General features: G+C 62.2%; 16 protein-coding genes. 3 read left to right on the top strand and 13 right to left on the bottom strand.

Going from position 1 to position 21,788, the window contains the following annotated elements; all coding sequences use genetic code 11:
- Positions 1–13: 13 nt before the first annotated feature.
- The 3 genes from WBF69_RS04485 to WBF69_RS04475 are packed head-to-tail and all read right to left on the bottom strand — an operon-like array spanning position 14 to position 2,278.
- Positions 14–757 (bottom strand): amino acid ABC transporter ATP-binding protein, encoded by a 744-nt coding sequence (locus WBF69_RS04485; protein WP_424261642.1) that lies wholly within the window; start codon positions 755–757, stop codon positions 14–16.
- Positions 754–1,434, bottom strand: a complete 681-nt coding sequence (locus tag WBF69_RS04480; protein WP_424261640.1) for an amino acid ABC transporter permease — start codon at positions 1,432–1,434, stop codon at positions 754–756. Before WBF69_RS04480 ends, WBF69_RS04485 begins: the two co-directional genes overlap by 4 nt.
- 46 nt (positions 1,435–1,480) lie before the next feature.
- Positions 1,481–2,278, bottom strand: a complete 798-nt coding sequence (locus tag WBF69_RS04475) for an amino acid ABC transporter substrate-binding protein (RefSeq protein WP_424261638.1) — start codon at positions 2,276–2,278, stop codon at positions 1,481–1,483.
- 296 nt (positions 2,279–2,574) lie between these two features.
- Between WBF69_RS04475 and WBF69_RS04470 the strand changes: the two genes are divergently transcribed.
- Positions 2,575–5,427 carry a bifunctional diguanylate cyclase/phosphodiesterase gene (locus WBF69_RS04470; protein WP_424261636.1) on the top strand — a complete coding sequence of 951 codons (2,853 nt, stop codon included), beginning with the start codon at positions 2,575–2,577 and terminating at the stop codon, positions 5,425–5,427.
- A 13-nt stretch (positions 5,428–5,440) separates the two neighbouring features.
- Here WBF69_RS04470 and ovoA read toward each other — a convergent pair whose 3' ends face one another.
- On the bottom strand, positions 5,441–7,531 hold the full coding sequence (gene ovoA, locus WBF69_RS04465; protein WP_424261634.1) for a 5-histidylcysteine sulfoxide synthase: 2,091 nt from the start codon (positions 7,529–7,531) through the stop codon (positions 5,441–5,443).
- Positions 7,532–7,817: 286 nt separating this feature from the next.
- Here ovoA and WBF69_RS04460 point away from each other — a divergent pair, with 286 nt between their 5' ends.
- The gene (locus tag WBF69_RS04460; RefSeq protein WP_424261632.1) at positions 7,818–9,677 is read left to right on the top strand and encodes a sensor domain-containing diguanylate cyclase; all 1,860 of its coding nucleotides are present in this window, start codon (positions 7,818–7,820) and stop codon (positions 9,675–9,677) included.
- On the opposite strand, the gene WBF69_RS04455 is transcribed toward WBF69_RS04460, so the two are convergent.
- From WBF69_RS04455 to WBF69_RS04440, 4 genes are read right to left on the bottom strand one after another with little or no spacing between them, the layout of a single operon-like run.
- Positions 9,642–10,406: a DeoR/GlpR family DNA-binding transcription regulator gene (locus WBF69_RS04455; RefSeq protein WP_424261630.1), complete on the bottom strand. Its 765-nt coding sequence runs from the start codon at positions 10,404–10,406 to the stop codon at positions 9,642–9,644. The two genes, WBF69_RS04460 and WBF69_RS04455, sit on opposite strands and share 36 nt — an antisense overlap.
- A 1-nt stretch (position 10,407) precedes the next feature.
- Positions 10,408–12,105, bottom strand: a complete 1,698-nt coding sequence (locus tag WBF69_RS04450; protein WP_424261628.1) for an ABC transporter permease subunit — start codon at positions 12,103–12,105, stop codon at positions 10,408–10,410.
- A 9-nt stretch (positions 12,106–12,114) separates the two neighbouring features.
- Complete coding sequence (locus WBF69_RS04445) at positions 12,115–13,125, bottom strand: ABC transporter ATP-binding protein (protein ID WP_424261626.1); 1,011 nt, start codon at positions 13,123–13,125, stop codon at positions 12,115–12,117.
- Positions 13,126–13,179: 54 nt separating this feature from the next.
- On the bottom strand, positions 13,180–14,196 hold the full coding sequence (locus WBF69_RS04440) for an ABC transporter substrate-binding protein (protein WP_424261624.1): 1,017 nt from the start codon (positions 14,194–14,196) through the stop codon (positions 13,180–13,182).
- Between the two features lie 199 nt (positions 14,197–14,395).
- Here WBF69_RS04440 and hisN point away from each other — a divergent pair, with 199 nt between their 5' ends.
- Positions 14,396–15,193, top strand: a complete 798-nt coding sequence (gene hisN / locus WBF69_RS04435) for a histidinol-phosphatase (protein ID WP_424261622.1) — start codon at positions 14,396–14,398, stop codon at positions 15,191–15,193.
- On the opposite strand, the gene WBF69_RS04430 is transcribed toward hisN, so the two are convergent.
- The 5 genes from WBF69_RS04430 to WBF69_RS04410 all read right to left on the bottom strand — a co-directional run bounded on the left by WBF69_RS04430 (position 15,180) and on the right by WBF69_RS04410 (position 21,729).
- Positions 15,180–16,643 (bottom strand): M81 family metallopeptidase, encoded by a 1,464-nt coding sequence (locus tag WBF69_RS04430; protein WP_424261620.1) that lies wholly within the window; start codon positions 16,641–16,643, stop codon positions 15,180–15,182. The two genes, hisN and WBF69_RS04430, sit on opposite strands and share 14 nt — an antisense overlap.
- 2 nt (positions 16,644–16,645) lie before the next feature.
- Complete coding sequence (locus WBF69_RS04425; RefSeq protein WP_424261618.1) at positions 16,646–17,809, bottom strand: iron-containing alcohol dehydrogenase; 1,164 nt, start codon at positions 17,807–17,809, stop codon at positions 16,646–16,648.
- An 11-nt stretch (positions 17,810–17,820) separates the two neighbouring features.
- Positions 17,821–19,209, bottom strand: coding sequence for an aldehyde dehydrogenase family protein (locus tag WBF69_RS04420; protein ID WP_424261703.1), 1,389 nt, complete (start codon positions 19,207–19,209; stop codon positions 17,821–17,823).
- Between the two features lie 18 nt (positions 19,210–19,227).
- Positions 19,228–20,610 carry a glutamine synthetase family protein gene (locus tag WBF69_RS04415; RefSeq protein ID WP_424261616.1) on the bottom strand — a complete coding sequence of 461 codons (1,383 nt, stop codon included), beginning with the start codon at positions 20,608–20,610 and terminating at the stop codon, positions 19,228–19,230.
- 72 nt (positions 20,611–20,682) lie between these two features.
- Complete coding sequence (locus WBF69_RS04410; protein ID WP_424261614.1) at positions 20,683–21,729, bottom strand: TRAP transporter substrate-binding protein; 1,047 nt, start codon at positions 21,727–21,729, stop codon at positions 20,683–20,685.
- Positions 21,730–21,788 lie beyond the last annotated feature (59 nt).

Raw genomic sequence — 21,788 nt, 5'->3', positions numbered from 1 at the left:
ACGTGTGACGGGCTCAGCCTTGCAGCGTGATGACGAAACGCTGTGTCCTGGGGTCTTTCGGGTGCTGGAACAGATCCTGGGACGGTCCGGATTCCACGATGCTGCCGTCTTCCAGAAATACCGTCTGGCTGGCGATCTGGGCGGCCAGTCGCAAATCATGAGTCGCCATCAGCATGGTCATGCCTTCCTGGGCCAGGTCGCCCAGTACGGCCACGACCTCTGCCGCCAGGCCGGGGTCCAGGGCGGATGTCGGTTCGTCGCACAGCAGCACCCGGGGTTCAGGCGCCAAGGCGCGGGCGATGGCAATGCGCTGCTGCTGCCCGCCCGACAGGCTGGCGGGCCAGGCATCGGCTTTGTCACGTAGACCGACCTTGTCCAGCAGTTCACAGGCTCGGGCCTGGGCCCGGTCGCGCGCCCACCGCTTGACGGTGATCAGGCCTTCCATCACGTTCTGGATGGCCGTCTGGTGCGGAAACAGCTGGAAATTCTGGAAGACCATGCCGGTCTGCTGGCGGATACGCTGTACGGCGGCGCGGTTCGGATGATGCCCCGTCTGGAACTGGATCGTTTCCGTGCCTATGCTCAGTGTGCCTGAATCCGGGGTTTCCAGCAGGTTCACGCAGCGCAGCAGGGTGCTTTTGCCGCTGCCGGATGGGCCGATCAGGGCCGTGACCTGGCCTTCCGGGATCGCGACGCTGACGGTCTTCAGGACCTCGTGTCCGCCAAAGGATTTGCGGATGTCTTGCAGCTGGATCATCGCTGGCCCTCGGAAAAAACGGCGTGTTGGCCAAAATAGCGTTCCATCCGGGTCTGCGCCGCCGACAGGAAAGAGCACAGCACCAGGTAAATCAGGGCGGCTTCCGTATATAGGATCAGCGGTTCATAGGTGACGGATGCGATGCGCTGCGCCGCCTGGAAAATTTCCGGCACGGTGATCACGGCGGCCAGAGACGTGTCCTTGACCAGCGCGATAAAGGAATTGGACAGCGGCGGTACAGCCACGCGGGCGGCTTGCGGCAGGATGGTGCGCCGCAAGGCCTGGGCGCGGGTCATGCTCAGGGAATACGCAGCGTCCCATTGGCCTTTGGGGATGGCTTCGATGGCCCCTCGGATGACTTCCGCGTTGTAGGCCCCGACGTTCAGCGAAAAGCCGATCAGGGCGGCAGGCAGCGGATCCAGGACAAAGCCGATGCTGGGCAGGCCGTAAAAAATCAGGAACAGCTGCACCAGCAGAGGCGTGCCCCGGATCAGCCAGATGTAGAAGCGCACCAGGGCGACCAGCGGGGGCGGGCCGAACAACCGGGCGATGGCCGCCAGAAATGCCAGCGCCAGCCCGATCAGAAAGGACAGGATTGCCAGCGGGACGGTGAATTGAATCCCTCCGACCAACAGCGGCCAGAGGGAATTTGCCATGAGATGCAGCCAGTCCGGCACGGTCGGGGACTCCTTTCAGATCGTGTCGCAGGGGGAAAGGGCGGTCCTATTTCACCCGAGAGGACAGATCGGCGCCGAAATAGCGCTCCGAGATCGCCTTATATTCACCATCGGCCCGGATGGCGTCCAGTGCCTTGTTCACCGCCGTTTGCAGCGCCGGCTGGTCCTTGCGCAGCAAAACGCCGGATTGGCTGAATTCGGTGCTGTCATCGGTCGCGACGACCTTGACCTTGGCGGCAGGCTGCTGCTTCTTGAAGTCCAGGAAGGACAGCTCATCATTCACGGTGGCGTCTACCCGGCCCGAGGTCAGCAGCGCGATAGCGTCGTTAAAGCCCTGTACCGGCACGACCTCGGCGCCGTGGCTCTGGGCCAGTTTGCCGAAATTGCTGGTGATGGTGTTGGCGGACCGTTTGCCTTTCAAATCCTGGAAGCTATGGATCGAGGTGTTGTCGTCTCGCACGATCAGCGCAGCAGCCGAGGAAATGTACGGCTTGGAAAAGTCGTATTTGGCCTGACGTTCCGGCGTGATGCCGACTTGGTTGATGACGACGTCGTAGCGATTGACGTTCAGACCGGCGATCAAGCCGTCCCACTTGCCCTCGACGAACTCAGCCTTGACGCCCAACTGCTTGGCGATGGCGCGGCCAATGTCCACGTCAAATCCCACCAGCTTGTTGTCCTTTTGTTCGTGGAAGGAAAAGGGGGCATAGGTGCCTTCGGTGCCGATGCGGATGACGCCGGCCTTCTGGATGGCAGCCAGATCATCGGTCGCGGCTTGGGTGGCGGGGGCCATCGCCAGCAGGGGCAGGGCGGCGGCCAGGACGAGAGCGGAAAGTTTTTTCATGGGCAGGTCTCGGTAGTAGGAACTCCGCCGCCTGGAACAGAAAGCCCGGACGGCGGGAATTTAATCAATGCCGTTATATCAACAGCATTCTTTATGGCTTTTAATTCTATCCAGGCCGCATGACGGCTGCAAAGCTTTTCAGACTTTAAGCATATGGCAAAGGGTTATTTAGTAATTTTGGCAGGCGGGAGTGCTACCAGGATATCCCAGCATCGCCGCGGCAGTCCGCCAGGGCATGCCTTGCCATAACTGGGGGCCGACGGCTACATTGGCGGCAGGGTTCACTGCTGAAAGACATGTGGATACATTCAGACTATCAGGCAGACGCGCGTCGTGCCATCCGTTCCGTCGGTGTGCTGATGGTGGGGCTGGTTTTACTTGCCAATCTGAACTTCCCCGCCTCATTCAATCAGTTTGACTATTATCTGCCGCTGCATAGTCTGGCTGAAATCGCATCCGTGGTGGTCGCGGCGCTGATCTTTGCAGTGCTCTGGGGCAGTCGTCGCGAAATCCTGCCCGGCAGTCTGGTCTTGCTGGGCGGCACCTTCTTCGGGGTGGGATTGCTGGATTTGCTGCATGTGCTGTCTTATCCGGGCATGCCAGATTTCATCACACCCAACGATCCGGACAAATCCATCTATTTCTGGTTGCTGGCGCGTCTGCTCAGTGCGCTGGGCTTGTTGGCGGCCGCTGGCCTGACCTGGATCGACAGCCACACCCGCATTCCTTTGGGGAAGCAGGTGATCGCCATGTCGGCGATGATCACCGGGCTGACGGTCCTGTACTTTCTGTCGCCCGGCTGGATGCCCAGGATGTTCATCGACGGGCAGGGGCTGACAGCGTTCAAGGTCGGCGCCGAATACGGTCTGATCGTCCTTTACCTGCTGGCTGCGCTGCTATTCTGGTTGCGCCTGGGCCGACCGCGCCGCACCAATGTCGGCGATCTGTTCGTCAGCGCCTGTGTCATGGCGCAGGGGGAATATTTTCTGACGCTGTACTCGGACGTGACGGACATCTACAGCTTGGTCGGTCATGTGTACAAGGTGCTGGCCTGCTGTTTTCTGTACCGGGCTGTTTTTTCCGAGGCCGTGCAGCGTCCCTATGCTTTGCTGCAGAAATCGCAGGATCGTTTGCAGGCGACGCTCGACGCGATGCCCGACCTGGTGTTCGACATGGATGCCGATGGCCGCTATCTGTCGGTGCATACCAGCCGTCCTGCGGACCTGTCTTCTCCTGCGGATCAGTTGCTGGGCCGGACGGTACACGACGTGCTGTCGCCCAGGGATGCCGAGGTCGTGCTGGCCGCGTTACAGCAAGCCGCCGAGCAAGGGCAGTCGCGGGGCAGCGTCATTACCCTGGGTGTCGGCTCGGATCAGAGACGCAGCTTCGAGCTGTCGGTCGCCCGCAAGGCGACCGCTCAGGGGCAGCCGCCGCAGTTTGTCGTGATATCGCGCGACATCACGGACCGCCTGACAAGCGAACAGGCCTTGCGCACTTTGTCGACCGCTGTGGTTCAAAGCCCCGTGTCCATCATCATCACCGATCGCCATGCCAGGGTGGAATACGTCAATGCGGCGTTCACGCGCGTCAGCGGCTATGCTGCACAGGAAGTCCTGGGGCGCAATCTGCGTCGCTTGAAACCGGCCCGTACGCCTGCCTTGACGTTCCGCGCCATGTGGGCGCAGTTGGCGCAGGGCAAGGCCTGGCGTGGGGAATGGGTCAATCTCAGTAAAAGCGGTCGCGAATACATCGAGTCCGTGCTGATCTACCCGGTACGCGATGTTCAGGGCCGGGTCACCAATTATCTGGCGCACAACGAGGACATCACCGAAAAGCGCCAGGCGGTCGATCGCGTTCGGATGCTGTCGCAATACGATCAGTTGACTGGTTTGCCCAATCGCGCCTTGCTGCGCGAGCAGTGCGGCGACGCCATACGCCGCGGCATGAGTCTGGCCGCCTTATGGATCGACTTGGATCATTTCAAGGCCGTCAATGATTCTCTGGGCCATCACATGGGCGACGCTTTGCTGCAGGAAATGGCGCAGCGGCTGCGCACGTGCTTGCCGAAATCGGCGTTGTTGTCGCGCTATTCGGGCGATGATTTCGTGGTGGTACTGCCCGGAGCTACCCGGCAACAGGCGCTGGCGCAGGCCCAGGCTCTGCAGCAGGAAATCGCCTTGCCGCTGCAGCTGGGTGGCCAGGACATCTTCAGCTCCGCCACGGTCGGTGTGGCGCACTATCCGGATGATGCTGCGGAATTCGACGCCTTGCTCAAAAGCGCCGAGACCGCTATGTACCGGGCTAAAAGTGATGGTCGCCATCAAGTGGGATTTTTCACCGTCGAAATGCAGGCTCGCGTCAGCCGTGAATTGGCGCTGATCAGCGCACTGAAGCAGGCTTTGCGTAACCGTGAGCTGTCGCTGGTCTATCAGCCGCAGTTGGCACTGAACGATGGCGCGATCCTGGGGGCCGAAGCCCTGTTGCGCTGGGAATCTTCGCAATGGGGATCGGTGCCGCCCAGCGAATTCATTCCCCTGGCCGAGACCAGCGGCCTGATCGTTCCCATCGGTGAATGGGTGCTGCGTGCTGCCATGCAGCAGCTGCGCTTATGGCTGGATCAGGGCATGCCTGCCCTGCGGATCGCCGTGAACCTGTCCGCGGTGCAGTTCAATCAACCCGATCTGCTAAACCTGGTTCAGCAGATCCTGGCCGATACCCAGGTGCCTGCGCATCTCCTGGAACTGGAGCTGACGGAAGCCGTGGCCATGAAATCACCCGAAGCCGCTGCGCAACGCATGGAAGAATTGGCTGCGTGCGGTGTGCGTTTCGTGATCGATGATTTCGGCACAGGGTATTCGTCGCTCAGCTATCTGAAGCGCTTCCATCTGCATAAGCTCAAAATTGATCAGTCTTTTGTGCGCGACATTACGGTCGATGCAGATGACCAAGCGATCGCCATCGCTATCATCCAGCTGTCGCATAGCCTGGGGCTGCGCACGATTGCCGAAGGCGTGGAAACGGCGGAACAGCAGGAATTCCTGAAGTCCAGGGGCTGCGAAGAAGCCCAGGGGTATTACTACAGCCGACCGTTGCCGGCGGACGAGTTCGCGGCCTTTGTGCTGGCGCGTCAGTCGTCTCGGGCGAACTGACGCCGCCGACGGATCAGCGCTTTTTCCAGATCGTCATTTCCGACAGGGTGTGCTGGAATTTCCGACGGGTCTCGCGAATGACGAACGGCACATTCACAGGACCGGACACCAGATCGAAATGGGCGCCCAGGTGATCTTGCAGGCCGTCCAGCGTGGTGTAGTTTTCTGCGTCCTTCTTGAACCCGCCGATCCAGGCCTGACGCGGCGTGTGCTCTTCCAGCCAGGTATAGGGCGAGGCGATCACCAGTAGACCGCCGGATACGATGCGCTCGTGGATCTGGTCCAGGAATCGGGCCGGGTCGTACAGGCGGTCGATCAGGTTGGCGGCCAGCACCAGATCGTATCCGGTGAACTGAGGCTTCAGGTTGCAGGCGTCGCCCTGGTAGAACTCGACCCGCTCGACCGTGTCCTGCAGATCCAGGTCCGCCAGGCTGCGGGCCTTGTAGGACACGAGTTCGCCCTCGTCGGTCAGGGTGTAGCGCAACTGCCCGGATTGGATCAGCTGCACGCCCTGGTTGATGAAACGGGCCGAGAAGTCCACCCCGGTGACTTGTTCAAAGACGCGTGCCAATTCGAAGGTGGCGCGCCCCGAGGCGCAGCCCAGATCCAGGGCATGGCGCCGGGGATGGTCGCCCATGGCGGCGATGGCGTGTTGCGCCAGGGCCCGCGAGAAATTCGGCACGTCAAAGTAGGTGTCGCCGTAGTGGAATTCGGCGTATTCGGACATCAGTTTGTCGGTTTCGTAGTAGGCGGCGGGGGCTTCGGCCGGGGCATGTGAAATCACGTAGCGAAACCCTGCATGCTGAAAGAAATGCCGCCGAAAAGCGTAGCGCGACGCCCGCACGGCTTCGTTGCCGCAGGCGATCCAGGAGCCGCCTTTCATCAGGTTGTGCTGGCCGTCGAAGGTCGGCGTCGTGAAATCGTCGTAGATCGGGTGCACGTCAAAGCCGTTGAACGGATAGGTGGGGGTTTCCGTCCACTGCCAGACGTTGCCCACCACATCGAACCAATCGCCGTGGGCATGGCGATCGACCGGGCAGGACGAGGCCCCGTGGTCCAGGTGCAGGTTGGCGGCGCAGGGTTGATCGTCGGGATCGTGCAGGCCGGCGGCGTCGTATAGCCGATACCATTCGTCCTCGGTGGGCAGGCGCACGGGCTGGCCGGTTTCGGCGGCTTTCCAGTTGCAGAAGGCTTTTGCTTCCAGGTAGTTGACTTCGACCGGCCAGGACCAGGGCATGGGAATTTCGCCCGTCATCAGGCGTAGCGCCCAGCCTTGGGTTTTCTTCACCCAGAACGTGGGGTGCTCGGCCTGGCTGAAGGCCAGCCACTGACGGCCTTCTTCGGTCCAGTCGCGATGGTTGCGATAGCCGCCGGCCTCGACGAAGTCCAGAAATTCCTGGTTGCTGACCAGGTAGCGGCTGGCCTGGAAGGATTCGACCTCGGCGCTGTGGCTGCCGTATTCATTGTCCCAGCCGTATTGGGGGCTGGAAAAGTCTTTGCCGACTTGAATCGTGCCGCCCGGCACTCGCACCGGTTCGTTTTGAGGGGCGGCGGCGTTGGTGCTGGTCTGGGGTTCCCAGCCAGGGGCCGGTTGCACATATTTCAGGGCATGCTGACGGATCAGGACCGACGAGGTTTCCAGGTGGATGCGTTCGTGCTCTATCCCCATGATGATGGCCCACCAGGGATTTTGCCAATCGATGGGGGATTGCAGCGGCGCGTGGTCGATCAGATCGCAGATCAGGCGGCGCACCTGCTGGCGATAGGCCCGGACCTCGGCCACGCTGGGCCAATCGTAATTGCGATCATCCAGGTCATCCCAGCTCATTTCGTCGACCCCGACGGCGAAGATCGATTCCAGCCGCTGATCCAGTCGCTGATCGATCAGGCGGGTCAAGAGCAGCTTGTTGACGAAAAATGTCGCGGTGTGGCCAAAATAAAAAATCAGGGGATGGCGCAGCGAGATGGGTTTGACGACATAGGCTTCGTCGTTGGCCAGGCACTGGAACAGCGATTCGTAACGGTCGAAGGTTTCCAGAAAATACTGGCGGATCGATGCTCGCAGCCGGTCGGTGTCCGGTTCTGCCAGGTTCGGCGTGCGCATGAATCGCGCAGAAGTCGCAGGGGCCGGGGCAGAGGAAAGCGGGGTCGCGGTAGAAGGCATGAGAGATGTCCGGACGAAAGGGTGGCGAGTGAATGCTTTAGCCTACCATTGCCGTACTGAAAGCGCATGGCTTAAGCTTCACATGCATAATGTTATCTAGATGCAGCATAACCCTGATACGTTTCATGGGACCTGAACAGGTATGGGGTGGGGGAGCAGGCAGACGGTCGATGGGGCACAGCATGCTGCGTGCGAGCGGACGCGCGCGGGTTGGCTGTGGGTGCTCATGCGGTGCCTGCTGGGCACCTGGCTGATGCTGGCCGGGCCGGCGACCGTCGCGGCCCAGTCGCTGGATGCGCTCTGTCCAACCCGGTCTCTGTCCTTGCTGCAGCCCGACCTGCCGACGCTGCCCGGTCTGTGTTTCATCCAGGATGACCAACGGAAACTGGGGCCCGATGATCTGCTCAGCGGGCGTTGGCCGATCCAGCGTCGTGATGCCGACCAACTGGTTTTCACTCACACGCGGGCCGCGTACTGGGTATATGTGCCGTTGCACAACCCCGATTCGTCTGAGCACACCTGGTTCTTGCAGCTGGACTACCCCCTGCTCGACGAGGTCGACTTCTGGATCTACGATCTGGACCCGGAAGGCGTCGCCCCGCCTGTCTTGCTGCATGCCGAACGCATGGGGGACGCCCGGCGCTTTGACATGCGCCCCGTGCGTCACCGCCTGTTCCTGCTGCCGCTGGATTTCAGGCCCAAGCAATCCTTGGGGGTGGTGATCCGGGTGCACAGCAGCGGCGCCATCAATATTCCCCTTTCCTTGCATACCGCCGAATCGGCGGTGGCCGGTACCCAGGACCACAGCCTGGCGCAAGGCATGTTCATGGGGGCGATGCTGCTGCTGGCGGTCTTCAATCTGACCCTGTTCTTGCGCCTGCGCATCTTGCAGCCCTTGTATAACGCGGCCTACATTCTGTGCGGCGGGCTGTTCCTGACCTCGATGTCGGGGCTCAGTTTCCAGTACCTGTGGCCGCAATTCCCCTGGCTGGCCAATGTCTCCGTGCCGGTGACGGAAGTGCTGGCGATTCTCAGTCTGCTGCTGTTCACGCGGGCCTTTCTGGATGTGCGCGCCGATGGCTGGCCGCGCCAGGCACAGCTGATCCGGATTTTCTTTGGGATCGGGGTGCTGCTGCTGGCCCTCAGCTTTTGGGCGCCGTATTCCCTCATCATCAAGCTCAATACCGTGTATGCCCTGGCCTGCATGCTGGGGATGTTCACCATCGGGATCTGGCACCAGCGATCAGGCGAACGCGCTGCGCGTTGGTATGTGGTGTCCTGGCTGGTGTTTTATGCCGGGTTCCTGTTCTATGGCCTGGCGGCCTTTGGCTACATCCCCGGCTTCATGGCCCAGGAACGCTGGATGCAGATGGCGCTGGGCAGCCAGATCTTTCTGCTGACCTATGCCGAAGTCATGCAGTTGCGCGATCTCCTGGACCGCGCTCTGCAAATTGAATCCTCGGCCCGCAGCTCCTTGCAGCACCAGGTGCAGGCCCGAACCGCCGATCTGCGCGCCACGATGGGGGCTTTGCGACAAGCCAACCAGCAATTGCGCGAACTGACCTTGCATGACCCCTTGACCGGCCTGATGAACCGGCGCGGCCTGGATGAATCCCTGGAACAGATGCTGAAACATCCGGATCTGCCCGGTCGCCATGCTGTGCTGGCCGTCTTCGATCTGGACTATTTCAAGCGTGTGAATGATGAGCATGGCCACGACGTGGGCGATGCCGTGTTGAAGTGGGTGGCCGAGGTCTTGCGCAATCTGTTGCGGCGCCGGGCGGACGTGCTGGCCCGCTTCGGCGGCGAGGAATTCGTCGTGCTGCTGCCCGACACCGCGATAGCGGACGCTGCCGTCCTGATCCAGCGGGTGCTGGATCATGTGCGGGAACACGCGGTCGCACTGGAAGATGGCCGTCGCTTGTCGCTGACGCTCAGCGCGGGCGTGGCGGCCTGGCAGCCGGGGGACACCGCTGAATCCCTGTTCCGGCGGGCCGATGCCTGTCTGTATCGCGCCAAGGATGCCGGGCGGGATCGCATGGTGATTGATTCAGACCAGGATGGTCTGGCCGACCTGGCTCCGTAAGGCATCGTAGCCGTCCGATTCCTGGGCGGCATGGTTGGAAAACAGGCGGGCGATACGGTTGGCGGTGCAGAATGTTTCCCGGCTGGCGATGCCGATTTTGCTGTGGTCAGCCAGAATCCAGGTTTCGTCCGCCCCTTCGGACATGGCGCGGGCGATCACGGCTTCGTCGTGCAGAAAGCTGGCCGCGCCTTGCCGCGCATTGACGGCCACGGGCGACAGCAGGGCGATGTCGGCATGGAAATCCTGGATCTTCAGAATGGTCGAGGATCCTGTGGTCGAAAACAGTTCGGTGTTCAGCGTGCCGGGCAGGATGATGACCTGGCTGTCCGGCGCCGGGCGGGATTCCGTGAAGCAGGCCGCCGCGCTGAGGGAATTGGTGATCAGTGTCAGACCGCTGAGTTGCGCCAGTTCCCGCGCCAGGATGGTCGTGGTGCTGCCGGCATCCATGAAGAGCGTCAGCGGGGTGCGCAGGTGTTGCGCCACCGCCCGCGCAATCGTCTTTTTGGCGGCGACGTGGATGGTGTTGCGTTTATCCAGAGGGGGTTCGTCGCTCAGGTGGATGGCGCCACCATGCACGCGTTGCAGCAATCCCAGGGCTTCCATTTCCAGAAAGTCGCGGCGCACGGTTTCGCGCGAGACGCCGAGTTCCCGCATGGCGTGTTCCGTGGTCAGGCGTTCATGCCGCTGCAACAGGGAACGGATTTTCTGGTGACGCGCTTCCGCCCACATCTCAGTGCATTCCTGCGCTCAGGTTCGGGCGCACGTAATGGACCAGCGCCCGCATGAGCAGCATGGCGACCGCCACCACGAGAATGATGATGGTAGAGAAGGCCGCTGCCTGAGAGACAAAGCCGGATTCGTTCAAGTGCATGACCGATACGGCGGCGACGTTCAATTCGGGCGTGACCAGGAAAATGACAGCGGATAGGGTGACCATGGATCGCATGAACAGAAAGAAGAACACCGCCAGCACCGTGGGGGCGATGACGGGCAGGATGGCATCACCCATGATATGACGCACGCGTCCGCCCAGGCAGGCAGCGGCTTCTTCCAGCGCCTGGGGCACCATGCGCATGCCGGTGGCCATGGTGAGAAAGCCCTGCGTATGGTAGTGGTAGAAATTGCACAGGGCAATCAGCAGCGCGGTGCCGTACAGCCAGTGCAGGGGGTAGGTCGGGTCATTGAAGGTGAAGATATACGACAGGCCCATGACCAGGCCGGGCACGCCGACCGGCAGCACGGCCAGCAGGTAGACGGCTTTGGCCAGGCGCCCGCTCAGGTTGCGCACGCCGTAGGCCAGCAGGAACAGCAGCACGATCCCGATCAGCGCAGCGGCGACGGACACATAGAGCGTGGTCCAGATGGGCTGGTAGCCGGTCGAGATGTTGACGTTGAAATTCGCCAGCGTCAGCGTCATGTTGTAGGGCCAGAGCTTGACGAAGCTGGCAAAGATCACGACCACCAGGATGGCCCAGATGGCCAGACAGCTCAGGTACGTGATCAGGCCCAGCACGAGATCGCGCCCAGGGGCGGGGGCCGGCTGCAGCGGGATGCGATTTTCCGAACTGCCGCCGAATTGCTTCTGGGATGCCACGCGTTCGATATACACCGATAGCAAGGCAGGCAGCAGCAGAATGATGCCCACCACCGACCCCATGCCGAAATTTTGCTGACCCGACACCTGGTTGAAAATTTCAGTGGCCAGCACCCGGTAGTCGCCCGCGATCACGGCGGCATTGCCGAAATCGGTGATGGTGATGGTGAAGACCACGAATCCTGCGCTGAGCAGGCCAAATTTGCAATTGGGCAGCGTGATGTGAAAGAACTGCTGCAGCGGCGTGGCGCCCATGACGGTGGCGGCGTCGTAGTAGCGGGCGTCGGCATTGCGCAGCGCCGCCTGGATGATCATGATGGCCTGCGGCAGCGCGTAAAAGACGTCCGACAGCAGTAGTCCCCAGTAGCCGTAGATATTCTGTTCTATGCCGGTCCAGCGGTAGAGCAGGCCATTACGCCCCAATAGAAACAGCAATCCCAGCCCCTGGACCAGCGAGGGCGCCAGCAGGGGCAGCAGCAGACTAAGCCGCACCCAGGGTTTGCCCAGGATGGTGCTGCGTTCCAGCGCATAGGCGATGGGAAAGCCCAGCACCAGGCAGACCAGCGTCGTGCTGACGCTGATGTTCAGGCTGTTGATGCCGGCGGTGATCAGCCCCGGCGTCGACGTAATCGATGCGTAATTGTCCAGCCCCAGCGTGCCGTCGAACAGCACGAAGCTTTGCCAGAAGATGGTCAGCAGCGGGTAGCCGAAAAACAGGATCAGCGCCAGCGTGGGGATGGCCACGCAGACCCAGACCAGCCATTGTTCTGAGGTGCCGGGCAGTTGCCAGCGATGGTCGGCGGCGGGCAAGGCGGCTGTCTGGGATGTGCTCATGACGGGCTCCTAGGCGGTGACCCAGCAGCCCTGGCCCGGGCTGATCGCCAGGCGCACGCGATCGCCTTCTTGGTAGTTTGTGCTGGCGTGCTGTTCCACCAGCAGTTCGCGTTCCCCCCAGCGCAGCGTCATACGGCACAGATTGCCCAGGAAGGTGATGTTCTGGATGGTTGCGGGGCCGGCGGCGTCGGCGCTGAGCTGAATGTGTTCGGGCCGGATGCAGAGCAGGGCGTCCTGGGCATGCGCCGGGGCCGGCAGCTGGTCCAGAATGCCTGGCGTATGCGCTTGAAGCCAATCGGCGGGCAGCAGATTGCTCAGGCCGATGAAGTCCGCCACAAAACGTGTTTTGGGTGCGCGATACAGCGTTTGCGGCGACCCGGCTTGTTCGATCATGCCATTGTTCATGCAGACGACGGTGTCGGCCAGCATCAGGGCTTCTTCCTGGTCGTGCGTCACCATGATGGTGGGGATTTTCAGACGGCGCTGGACCTCGCGGATCTCGTGGCGCATTTCGTTGCGCACCCGGGCGTCCAGTGCAGAAAGCGGTTCATCCAGCAAAATAAGGCGCGGGTTGACGGCCAGCGCCCGCGCCAGAGCCACGCGCTGCTGCTGGCCGCCTGACAGTTGCCAGGGAAAGCGTTCAGCCATGGTGGGAATGCGGATCAACTGCAGCAGTTCGTCCACGCGCGCGCGAATCTGCTGGGCGGGTTCCTTGCGGATGCGTAAGCCGTAGGCGATGTTGTCGTACACCGTCATATTGGGAAAGAGCGAATAGGATTGAAAAACGATGCCGAAATTGCGGGTGCGCGGCGGTATTTGTCCCAGATCCTGGCCGTCGAGCGTCAGTTGTCCTGCGTCAGCCTGCAGCAGCCCGGCAATGATTCTCAGCAGCGTCGTTTTGCCGCAGCCGCTGGGGCCCAGTAAACAGACGAAATCATGCGGTCCGACGGTCAGGTTGATGTCTTTGAGCGCCGGAAAGTCGCCGAATGATTTGTCGATGTGTGAGAGTTCCAGGCTCATGCAGCCCTCCGGAGAAGGCCGGGCGGACCCGGCCTGTTGATGGGTGGCGGTCGTTCAGCGTGCGGTGACTTGTTGCCACTGCTTCAGGACGTCGGCCCGTTCGGCGGCGGATTTTTCGAAGTCGATGGGATACAGAATTTTGTCCACGTTGGTGGGCAGACCGGCCTTGATCAACTGTTCGGACGGTTCAGCCCCTGGGATCGTGACGATTTCCTTGTATTTTTTGTAGAGGCCGGCAGCCTGCGGCGACAAGGTCCAGTCCAGGAATCGTTTGGCGTCTTCCGGGTTTTTAGTGGTCTTGACCACGCCGGAGGCTTCCAGTTCGTAGCCGACCCAGTCCGATGGCACCACCATTTTGACGGGGAAGCCGGCTTCGATGGATTGCATGGCGGGGAAAGCAAACGAGGCGCCGATGGCGTATTCGCCGGTGCGGGCCATCTTGCAGGGTTTCGAGCCGGAACTGGTGTATTGGGCGATGTTCTGGTTCAGGCCTTTGATCAGATCCCAGCCTTTGTCGTTGCCCAAGCCTTGCAGGATGGCGGCGATCTGCAGCCAGCCCGTGCCCGATGCCGCTGGATTGGGCATCACGATCTCGCCTTTGTAGACCGGTTTCGTCAGGTCTTCCCAGGAAGCCGGCATGGGCAGGTTCTTGGATTTCAGGCGTTCGGTATTGACACAGAACGCCGCCATATAGCCGGTGGCGGCAAACCAGGTGCCGTCTTTGCCGCGATAGATGGCAGGCAGTTTTTTGGCGGCGACGGGTTCGTATTGCATCAGTTCGCCGTGAATCCGGGGGTCCAGCATATTGGTGACGGCAAAGCCCCAGATGACATCGGCACGGGGGTTTTTAATTTCCGCCAGCAAGCGGGCGGCCATGTCTCCGGTCGACAGGCGCAGGACATGGAATTCCACGTCGGGCATGGCGGCCTTGGCGGCGCCCATGTAGTCGGTGACTTCGTCGTCTTCCAGGGCGGTATAGATGGTCAGGGATTTGGCGTGGGCGGTCTGGATCAGACTGGCGCCGACGAGAGCGACGGCTGCGGCCAGGACGTTGTGTGTAAATCGTTGCATGCGTGTCTCCTGCGGTCGTGGGGAACCGGTCTGATGCCGGATCATTGGGAGTCGCTACGGCGATGCATGGCGTACTGCGGTCCTACGAATAACGTGCCGGAGCGCCTGAGTTGTTATTTTGTGGAAATTTGCAAAAACATGCAATAGCCTTCAGAATTCTTTTGCAGCGATGTCCTATTCATGGTTTCGGGAGCCTGTCATGCCGATGTCATCAGTGGTGCCGCCCTGGACGGATGAGGTCCTCGATTTTGCCCAGAGCCTGGCGGGTCAGGCCAGATCGATTGCCCTGCGCTGGTTTCGCCATCACCCGGATATCGAGGTCAAGGCGGATGCCAGTCCGGTGACGGTGGCGGATCGCGGGGTCGAAGAATTCCTGCGTCGTGAAATCGCGCGCCGTTATCCCGATCATGGCGTGCTGGGCGAGGAATTTGGCGTGCAGGCTGCGGATGCCGCCGTCCTGTGGTCGATCGACCCGATCGACGGCACCCGCAGTTTCATCACCGGCAATCCCTTGTGGGGCTGTCTGCTGGCGGTGCTGCACGAGCAGCAGCCCTTGCTGGGGATCATCGACATCCCCTATACCGCCGAGCGCTGGGTCGCGGTGCGCGGTCGCGGCTGCTGGATGAATGGCGAACGCTGCCGCACCCGGGCGGTGACGGATCTGGCGCAGGCGGTGCTGCAGGCGACGTCGCCGGATTTGTTCGGGGCCGCCGACCATCAAGACTTTGAGCGCCTGAGCAAGGCCGTGTATTTGCGCCGCTTCGGCGGTGATTGTTATGCCTACGCCCTGTTGGCCAGCGGGCATGTCGACCTGGTCGTGGAGACGAATCTGATGCCTTATGACTATCTGCCGCTGATCCCGGTCATTCAGGAGGCAGGGGGCGTCATCAGCGATTGGCAGGGGCGGGCGCTGACGGCGCAGTCCGACGGTCGAGTGGTGGCCGCCACCAATGCCCGTTTGCATCAGCAAGCGCTGCATTGCCTTACAGGATCGTAACCCCGGGGCGCAGCCGGGTATAGCGCAGTTCGCGCAGGTCTGCGGTGTTGGCGCCAGGGGCTTTCACCATCAGGATGTGATCCGCCAGGGCGCTGAAATCGGCCCGGAAGTGAACTGAGCTTTTCAGCACCAGGATGCGGTAATCCTGGGGATCGGCGCCCAGATGGCGGAACATGGCTTGATCGGCTGCCTGCTGTTTGCGGCTGGAAACCAGGACGTCGACGCCTTGAATCCGCGCACGCGCCATCAGGCCCAATTCCATGCGGCAGCCTTGATAAAACGGGCCAGTGCCGACGAATTTCCCGTCGCCCAGGGCCAGGATCTCGAAATCTCCTTCTACCGGCGGATCGCCCGGTGTGCTGCGGCCCCCCAGTGGCAGGCGGATCGTCGAGCCGGTGCCGGCCTGATGGGCGGCCAGCGCGAATGGTGCATCGCAGAGCAGCGCCACGGCAGCGCCGGATAGCTGTTGATCCAGCAGCGCGTGCAGGATGCCGGTGGTATCCCCTGCTGCGCCTCCGCCGGGGTTGTCTTGGGTATCCGCCAGGATGTAGCGCAGACTGGCGTGTGTGCGGGCGATTTGCAGCGCTTGATCCGGCGTATGCAGGGTGCCGCTGAACGCCTGCTGCAGGCCGGAGACCCGCTGGGCCAGCGCTTGTACGCCCGCCTGGGCCCGAGCGGGCGTGCTGGCATACGCCAGGATGGCCGGCCCGGATTCGGGGGTGTCCGAATTGGGGAAACCGGGAATGAACTGGACTTCGGGGCGATCCAGGGTTTCCAGCGCCCTGGCCTGGGCCATGATCTTGCCGGCAGGCTCGTCGCCCAGGGTGCTTTGCCAGGGCATGGACACCAGGAAATCCAGTTTTTGCCAGGCGGCGTGAAAGGATTCGCCGGCCAGCAGGCGTTGCATCATGCGGGCTGCCCTGGCGCCCGTGTCAGCCATGTCCACGTGGGGATAGCTGTGATAGGCCACCATCGCCTGGGTCTGGTCGACCATGGCCTGGGTGATGATGGCATGAAAGTCCAGCGCGGCAACGTACGGGATGGCGGGGCCGGTGATGCGCCGCAGCCGCTGCAGCAGTTCGCCTTCGGCGTCGTCCAGGTGTTCCGTCACCATCGATCCGTGCAGATCCAGGAACAGCGCGTCCAGCGGGCCTGCCTGGCGCAGCAGGGTTTCCATGCGCGACACGATGGTGTCGAACGCCGCGTCCGCCACGGGGCCGGAAGGGTTGGCGGAACACCAGAGCAGCGGCGCCAGGATGTGGCCGGTATCCCGCATGGCAGCGACAAAGCCGCTGACCGCCAGATTCATGGCGCCGGTGGCGTCCAGCAGCGCCTGGCCCTCGACCAGACCGGGCCAGGCATCGGCTTCGATGAAGCGTGCCAATTCGGTCGGGCCGGGGGCGAAGGTATTGGTTTCGTGCAGAAACCCCAGGACGCCGATGCGGGCCATGGTCAGAGTTTGCCCTGAATCGCGTCGCTCAGGATCGCATCGTATTGGGCGGGCGTGAAAGGAATCGGATTGGTGGCGGCAGAGCCATCCAGCACGGCCATGGCGCCCACTTTGCCCACGGCTTCGGCAGGGATGCCGATGTCGGCCAAGCCATGCGGAATGTGGATGGATTCACGCAGGTTCAGCACCCAGTCCAGGGTGGCGGCAAAGCCGGGTTTGTCCAGGCCCAGATAGCGGGCCAGCAGGGTCATGGTGTCGGTGATCACGGCCTGGTTGGCTTTGAGCACATAGGGCATCAGAATGGCATTGAGCATGCCGTGATGGGCATCGTACAGCGCCCCCAGGGGGTGGGCCAGCGCGTGCATGGCGCCCAGCCCCTTCTGGAAGGCGGTCGCGCCCATGCTGGACGCCACCAGCATGAAATGGCGGGCTTCCAGATCGGTGCCGTCGTCCACGGCGCGCTTCAGATAGTGATGCACCAGGCGGCTGCCTTCCATGCCGATGCCGGTCGCCATGGGATGGAGAACCGGCGAGCACAGGGCTTCCAGGTTATGAGACAGCGCATCCATGCCGGTTGCCGCCGTCAGGCGGGCGGGCAGGGCGGTGGTCAGTTCGGCATCCAGGATGACGATGGCCGGCAGCATGCGGGCATGGAAGATGATGCGTTTGACGTGAGCCTGGTCGTCGGTGATGACCGATGCGCGACCGACCTCGGAGCCGGTGCCCGCCGTCGTGGGCACCGCCACGACAGGGGCCATGCCGTCGACATTGACGCGGGTGTAGTTGTCGCCGATGTCCTCGAAATCCCACAGAGGCCGGTTCTGTCCGGCCATCAGCGCAATGGCCTTGGCCGCATCCAGCGCCGAGCCGCCGCCAAAGGCGATGACGCCGTCATGGGCGCCGGAATGAAAGGCCGTCACGCCATCGCTGACGTTCTGGCCGGTGGGGTTGCCTTTGATGTGGGAAAACAGGCCGCAGACCAGGCCGGCATCCCGGCAGGATTGCACGGCCTGGGTGACGATGTCCAGGCCGGCCAGGCCGGGGTCGGTGATCAGCATGGGGCGGTGCATGCCCAGCGCCCGGCAGTGTTGCGGCAGTTCGCGGATGCGCCCTGGGCCGGCTTTGATGGCCGTGGGGTAGTTCCAGTTGGCAGTCAGCTTGTTCATGACGGGCATTCCTATAGCGTGCGCAGGTGGTAGGACTTCACACGCGTCAGCATGTGATAGCCGTAAACGGATAGCGAGATGCCGTGGCCGGTGTTTTTCACGCCGGTCCAGGCTAAGGCCGGGTCCAGGTAATCGCAGCGATTCATGAACAGCGTCCCGGTTTCGATCTGTGATCCCAGATGGCGGGCCGCTTCGATGTCCTGGGTGAAGATCGCCGCCGTCAGGCCATAGCGGCAATCGTTCATCAGCGCCACGGCTTGCTCATCGGATGCCACGGGCATGATGCCGACCACCGGGCCGAAGCATTCTTCGTTCATGACCGGCATCTCGTGGTTGACCTGCGTCAGGATGCTGGGCGCCAGATAGGTGCTGCCGGGCAGCGCCATGGGAAATCGTCCTGGGTCCACGCAGTCGCGGGCGCCCATCTCGATGGACCGGGCCAGCACGGTGCGGATTTCTTCGGCGGCTCGCAAGCGCACGACCGGCCCCAGATTGATGTTCGGGTCCAGAGGATCGCCCAGGCGGTATTGTTCCGTCAGCGCGACGGCTTGGTCGACGAAGGCCCGGTAATGGGATTGGTGGACGTAGATGCGCTGAATGCCGCAGCAAGACTGCCCGGAATTGAAAAAAGCGCCATCGACCAGGGTGTCGACGGCCTGCGTCAGATCGGCATCGGCGCGCACATATGCCGGGTCGTTACCGCCCAATTCCAGCCCCCGGCCGATGAAGCGGCCCGCCGCGGCTTCTTCCACGGCGGCGCCCCCGCGCACCGATCCGGTGAAGGCCACATAGTCGATGGCGGGTGACTGGATCAGCGCGCGGATGGTGTCATGCGTGGCGTGAATGTATTGGAACAGACCGGCGGGCAGCCCGGCATCGCCAAAGGCCTGGACCAATTGTTCGGCGCACAGGGGCGTCTGGTCCGAATGTTTGAGGATCACGGCATTGCCGGCGGCCAGTGCCGGCACGATGCTGTTGACGGCTGTCAGCAGCGGGTAGTTCCAGGGGGCGATGGTCAGCACGACGCCGACGGGCTCGCGCACGATGGACCGGTGCAGATTGTCTTGCTCTGGCAGATCACGCGACGCCAGGGCCTCTGCCGCCACGGACAGCATATGGCGTCCACGCTCGGCAAAACCGCGCAGCTCACCGGGGGCCTGGCTGATGGGGCGGCCCATCTGTTCCGTGATGGCCTTGGCGAAGGTCTCGGTGCGTGCGACCACGGTGCTGATGGCTTGTTCCAGCCTATCCACACGCACCGCAAGCGGCTGGCGGGCCCAGTCGCGTTGGGCTCGTCTGGCGGCCTGGGTGATGCGATCGAGATCCGCCGCAGTGGCATGAGGCCGGCGCAGCAGTTCTTGCCCGTCGATCGGGCTGATGGTGATGAGTTCGCTCATGATGAACGCCTGTCCTGATAGTCAGATGATTTCAAAATAGCGCTGGAGTTCCCAGTCGGTTACGTATTCCCTGAATTTCCGCTCTTCCCATTCGCGGGTGGCCGCCATGTGGTCCACGAAGGTATCGCCAAACAGCGAGCGGGCCGCCTGCGAGCGGCGCAGGCGCTGGGCGGCCTCCCAGAGTGTCTGGGGGAATTTGATCGCGTCGGGGAATTCCTGGGTATAGGCATTGCCCGACGTGAAGGAGGGTTCCAGCTTCTGTTCGATTCCAAGCAGGCCCGATCCGAGAGCGGCTGCCAGGGCGATATAGGGATTGGCGTCGGCGGAGCCGATGCGGACTTCGATGCGCTGGGCTTTGGGCCCGCCGGGAATCACGCGCAGCGCCGTGGTGCGGTTTTCGATGCCCAGGCTGGCTTCCAGCGGCGCCCAATAGCCCGGCACCAGACGGGTGTAGCTGTTGATGGTCTGGGCGTACATGGCCATCAGCTCGGGCATATAGGTCTGCAGGCCCGCCGCAAAGTGCCGGTGCAGGGGGCTCATGAAATGATCCGCCTTCGGGTCGTGAAAGACATTGACGCCGGTCTTGCGGTCGGTCAGAGACAGGTGGATGTGGCCGCTTTGTCCGGCGCAGTGATGCGACCATTTCGCCATGAACGTTGCCATCAGCCCCTGTTGCTCGGCCAGGGCTTTGGTGAAGGTCTTGAATAGAAAGCCCTTGTCGGCGGCATGGTCGATGCGGTCCACGGCAATGGCGGCTTCCAGTACGCCAGGGCCGGTTTCGGTGTGCAGACTTTCGATGGGAATATCCATGTTCTCGCACAGATCCATCAGTTCTTCGTAGAAGTCGGCGTGGACGGTGCTGCGCAGGACCGAATAACCGAAATTGCCGGGTGTCCAGTTCTTCAGGTTGCGATATTGCTTTTCACGGATCGAATCCGGGGTTTCGTCGAACATGAAGAATTCATATTCCAGCGCGGCATGGGCATCGAATCCCAGATCGGCGGCGCGCTGGATGATGCGATGCAATAGGCGCCGAGGGCAGACCTCGGCGGCGGCGCCGTCCAGTTCGGCGATGAAGAACAGCATGTCTTCGCCCTGGGCGTTGCGTTCCAGCGGCAGCCGGCGGCAGGTGCTGGGGTCGATGCGGGCGGCGGCGTCCGGGTAAGCGGTATGCCAACCGGTGAACGTTGTGTTGTCATAGAGCTGGTCGTTCGAATCCCAGCCCATCACGACATCGCAGAAAGCAAAGCCGGATTGCAGAGCGCTGATGAATTTATCCTTGCGCATGTACTTGCCGCGGATGACGCCGTCAATGTCGGAGAGCCCCAGTTTGATGTGGGACAGACTGCTTTGCTTGACCAGGGCGATGGCGTCGTCGATGGTCTGGAGGGTACGTTCTTGCATATTGCACCTTTGTGCCGCGTCGATGAATCGGGGGGCGATGCAGGGCACACCCCCCGGACCTGCCAATCAGAATCAGGCGAATCGGTACGGAGGGCCGGCCTTGTCCATGATTTCCGCATATTGCTTCAGGATGCCCACGACCTTGGCGTCACGGGGGCTTTTCTGAGCGATCTCATCCCAGAATTTGTGGGCTTCGGTTTCAACCGCCTTCCATTCCGATTCGGGAATGGTGGTCAGTTCCAGTTTGCCGCCCTGAGTGCGGTAATGGGCCTCGCCCCACCAGTACCAGTGCTGGCGGTAGTAGTGCGAGCTGTCCATGCACAGTTGGAACAGGGTTTTCAGGTGCTCGGGCACCGCATTCCATTTCTCGGTGTTGGCGATGTAGGACCCCGCCCAGGCGCCCGAGACGTTGTTGGTCAGATAGTATTTGGTGACGTCGGCCCAACCCACGGTGTAGACCTCGGTGATGCCGGACCAGCACACCCCATCCAGTTCGCCTGTTTGCAGCGCCACCTGCACGTCTTCGTAGGGCAGGGTGACGGGCACCACGCCTAGCCGCGACAGGAACCGACCGCCTGTCGGAAAGGTATACAGGCGCAGGCCCTTCAGGTCGTTCAGCGACTTGATCGGTTTCGTGGTCGCCATATTGCAGGGATCCCAGGCGCCCGTGCCCAGCCACGTGACGTTTTCGACCTGGCTGTAGGCTTCTTTCCAGATATCGTTCAGGCCGTACCAGTTCCAGAGCGCAGGCACGTCCAGACTGTAGCGCGAGGCCAGGGGGAAATACGCGGCGAAGATGGCCACGTCCACCGGCGCCGCCATGGAATCGTCGTCGCTTTGCGCCGCGTCGATGGTGCCCTTTTGCACGGCGCGAAACAGCTCGCCCTGGGGCACCAGCTGGTCGGCGGTGTACAGTTCGATTTCCATCTGTCCATTGGCGGCCTTATTGAAGGCATCGATGGATGGTTTGATGACATGGGCCGCCAAGGCCGGGCCCGCATAGGTCTGCAGCCGCCATTTGATCGGGGCGTCCGCGCGTACGATGGCAGGCGCCGCGATAGCGCCGGCCCCCAGGGCGGCGCCTCCTGCCAGTTTCAGGAATTCACGTCTTTGAGTCATTGTCTCTGACCTCCGCTTGGGTGGAGGGCACGCCGCGCCGTGCCGCCCCGTGTTTTTAC

It is taken from the genome of Castellaniella sp. (assembly GCF_049673105.1).
In the GTDB taxonomy this organism is placed as follows: Bacteria; Pseudomonadota; Gammaproteobacteria; order Burkholderiales; family Burkholderiaceae_B; genus Castellaniella.
The sequence above is the reverse complement of the archived record's forward strand: the minus strand, read 5'-3'. Positions and strand labels throughout refer to the sequence as shown.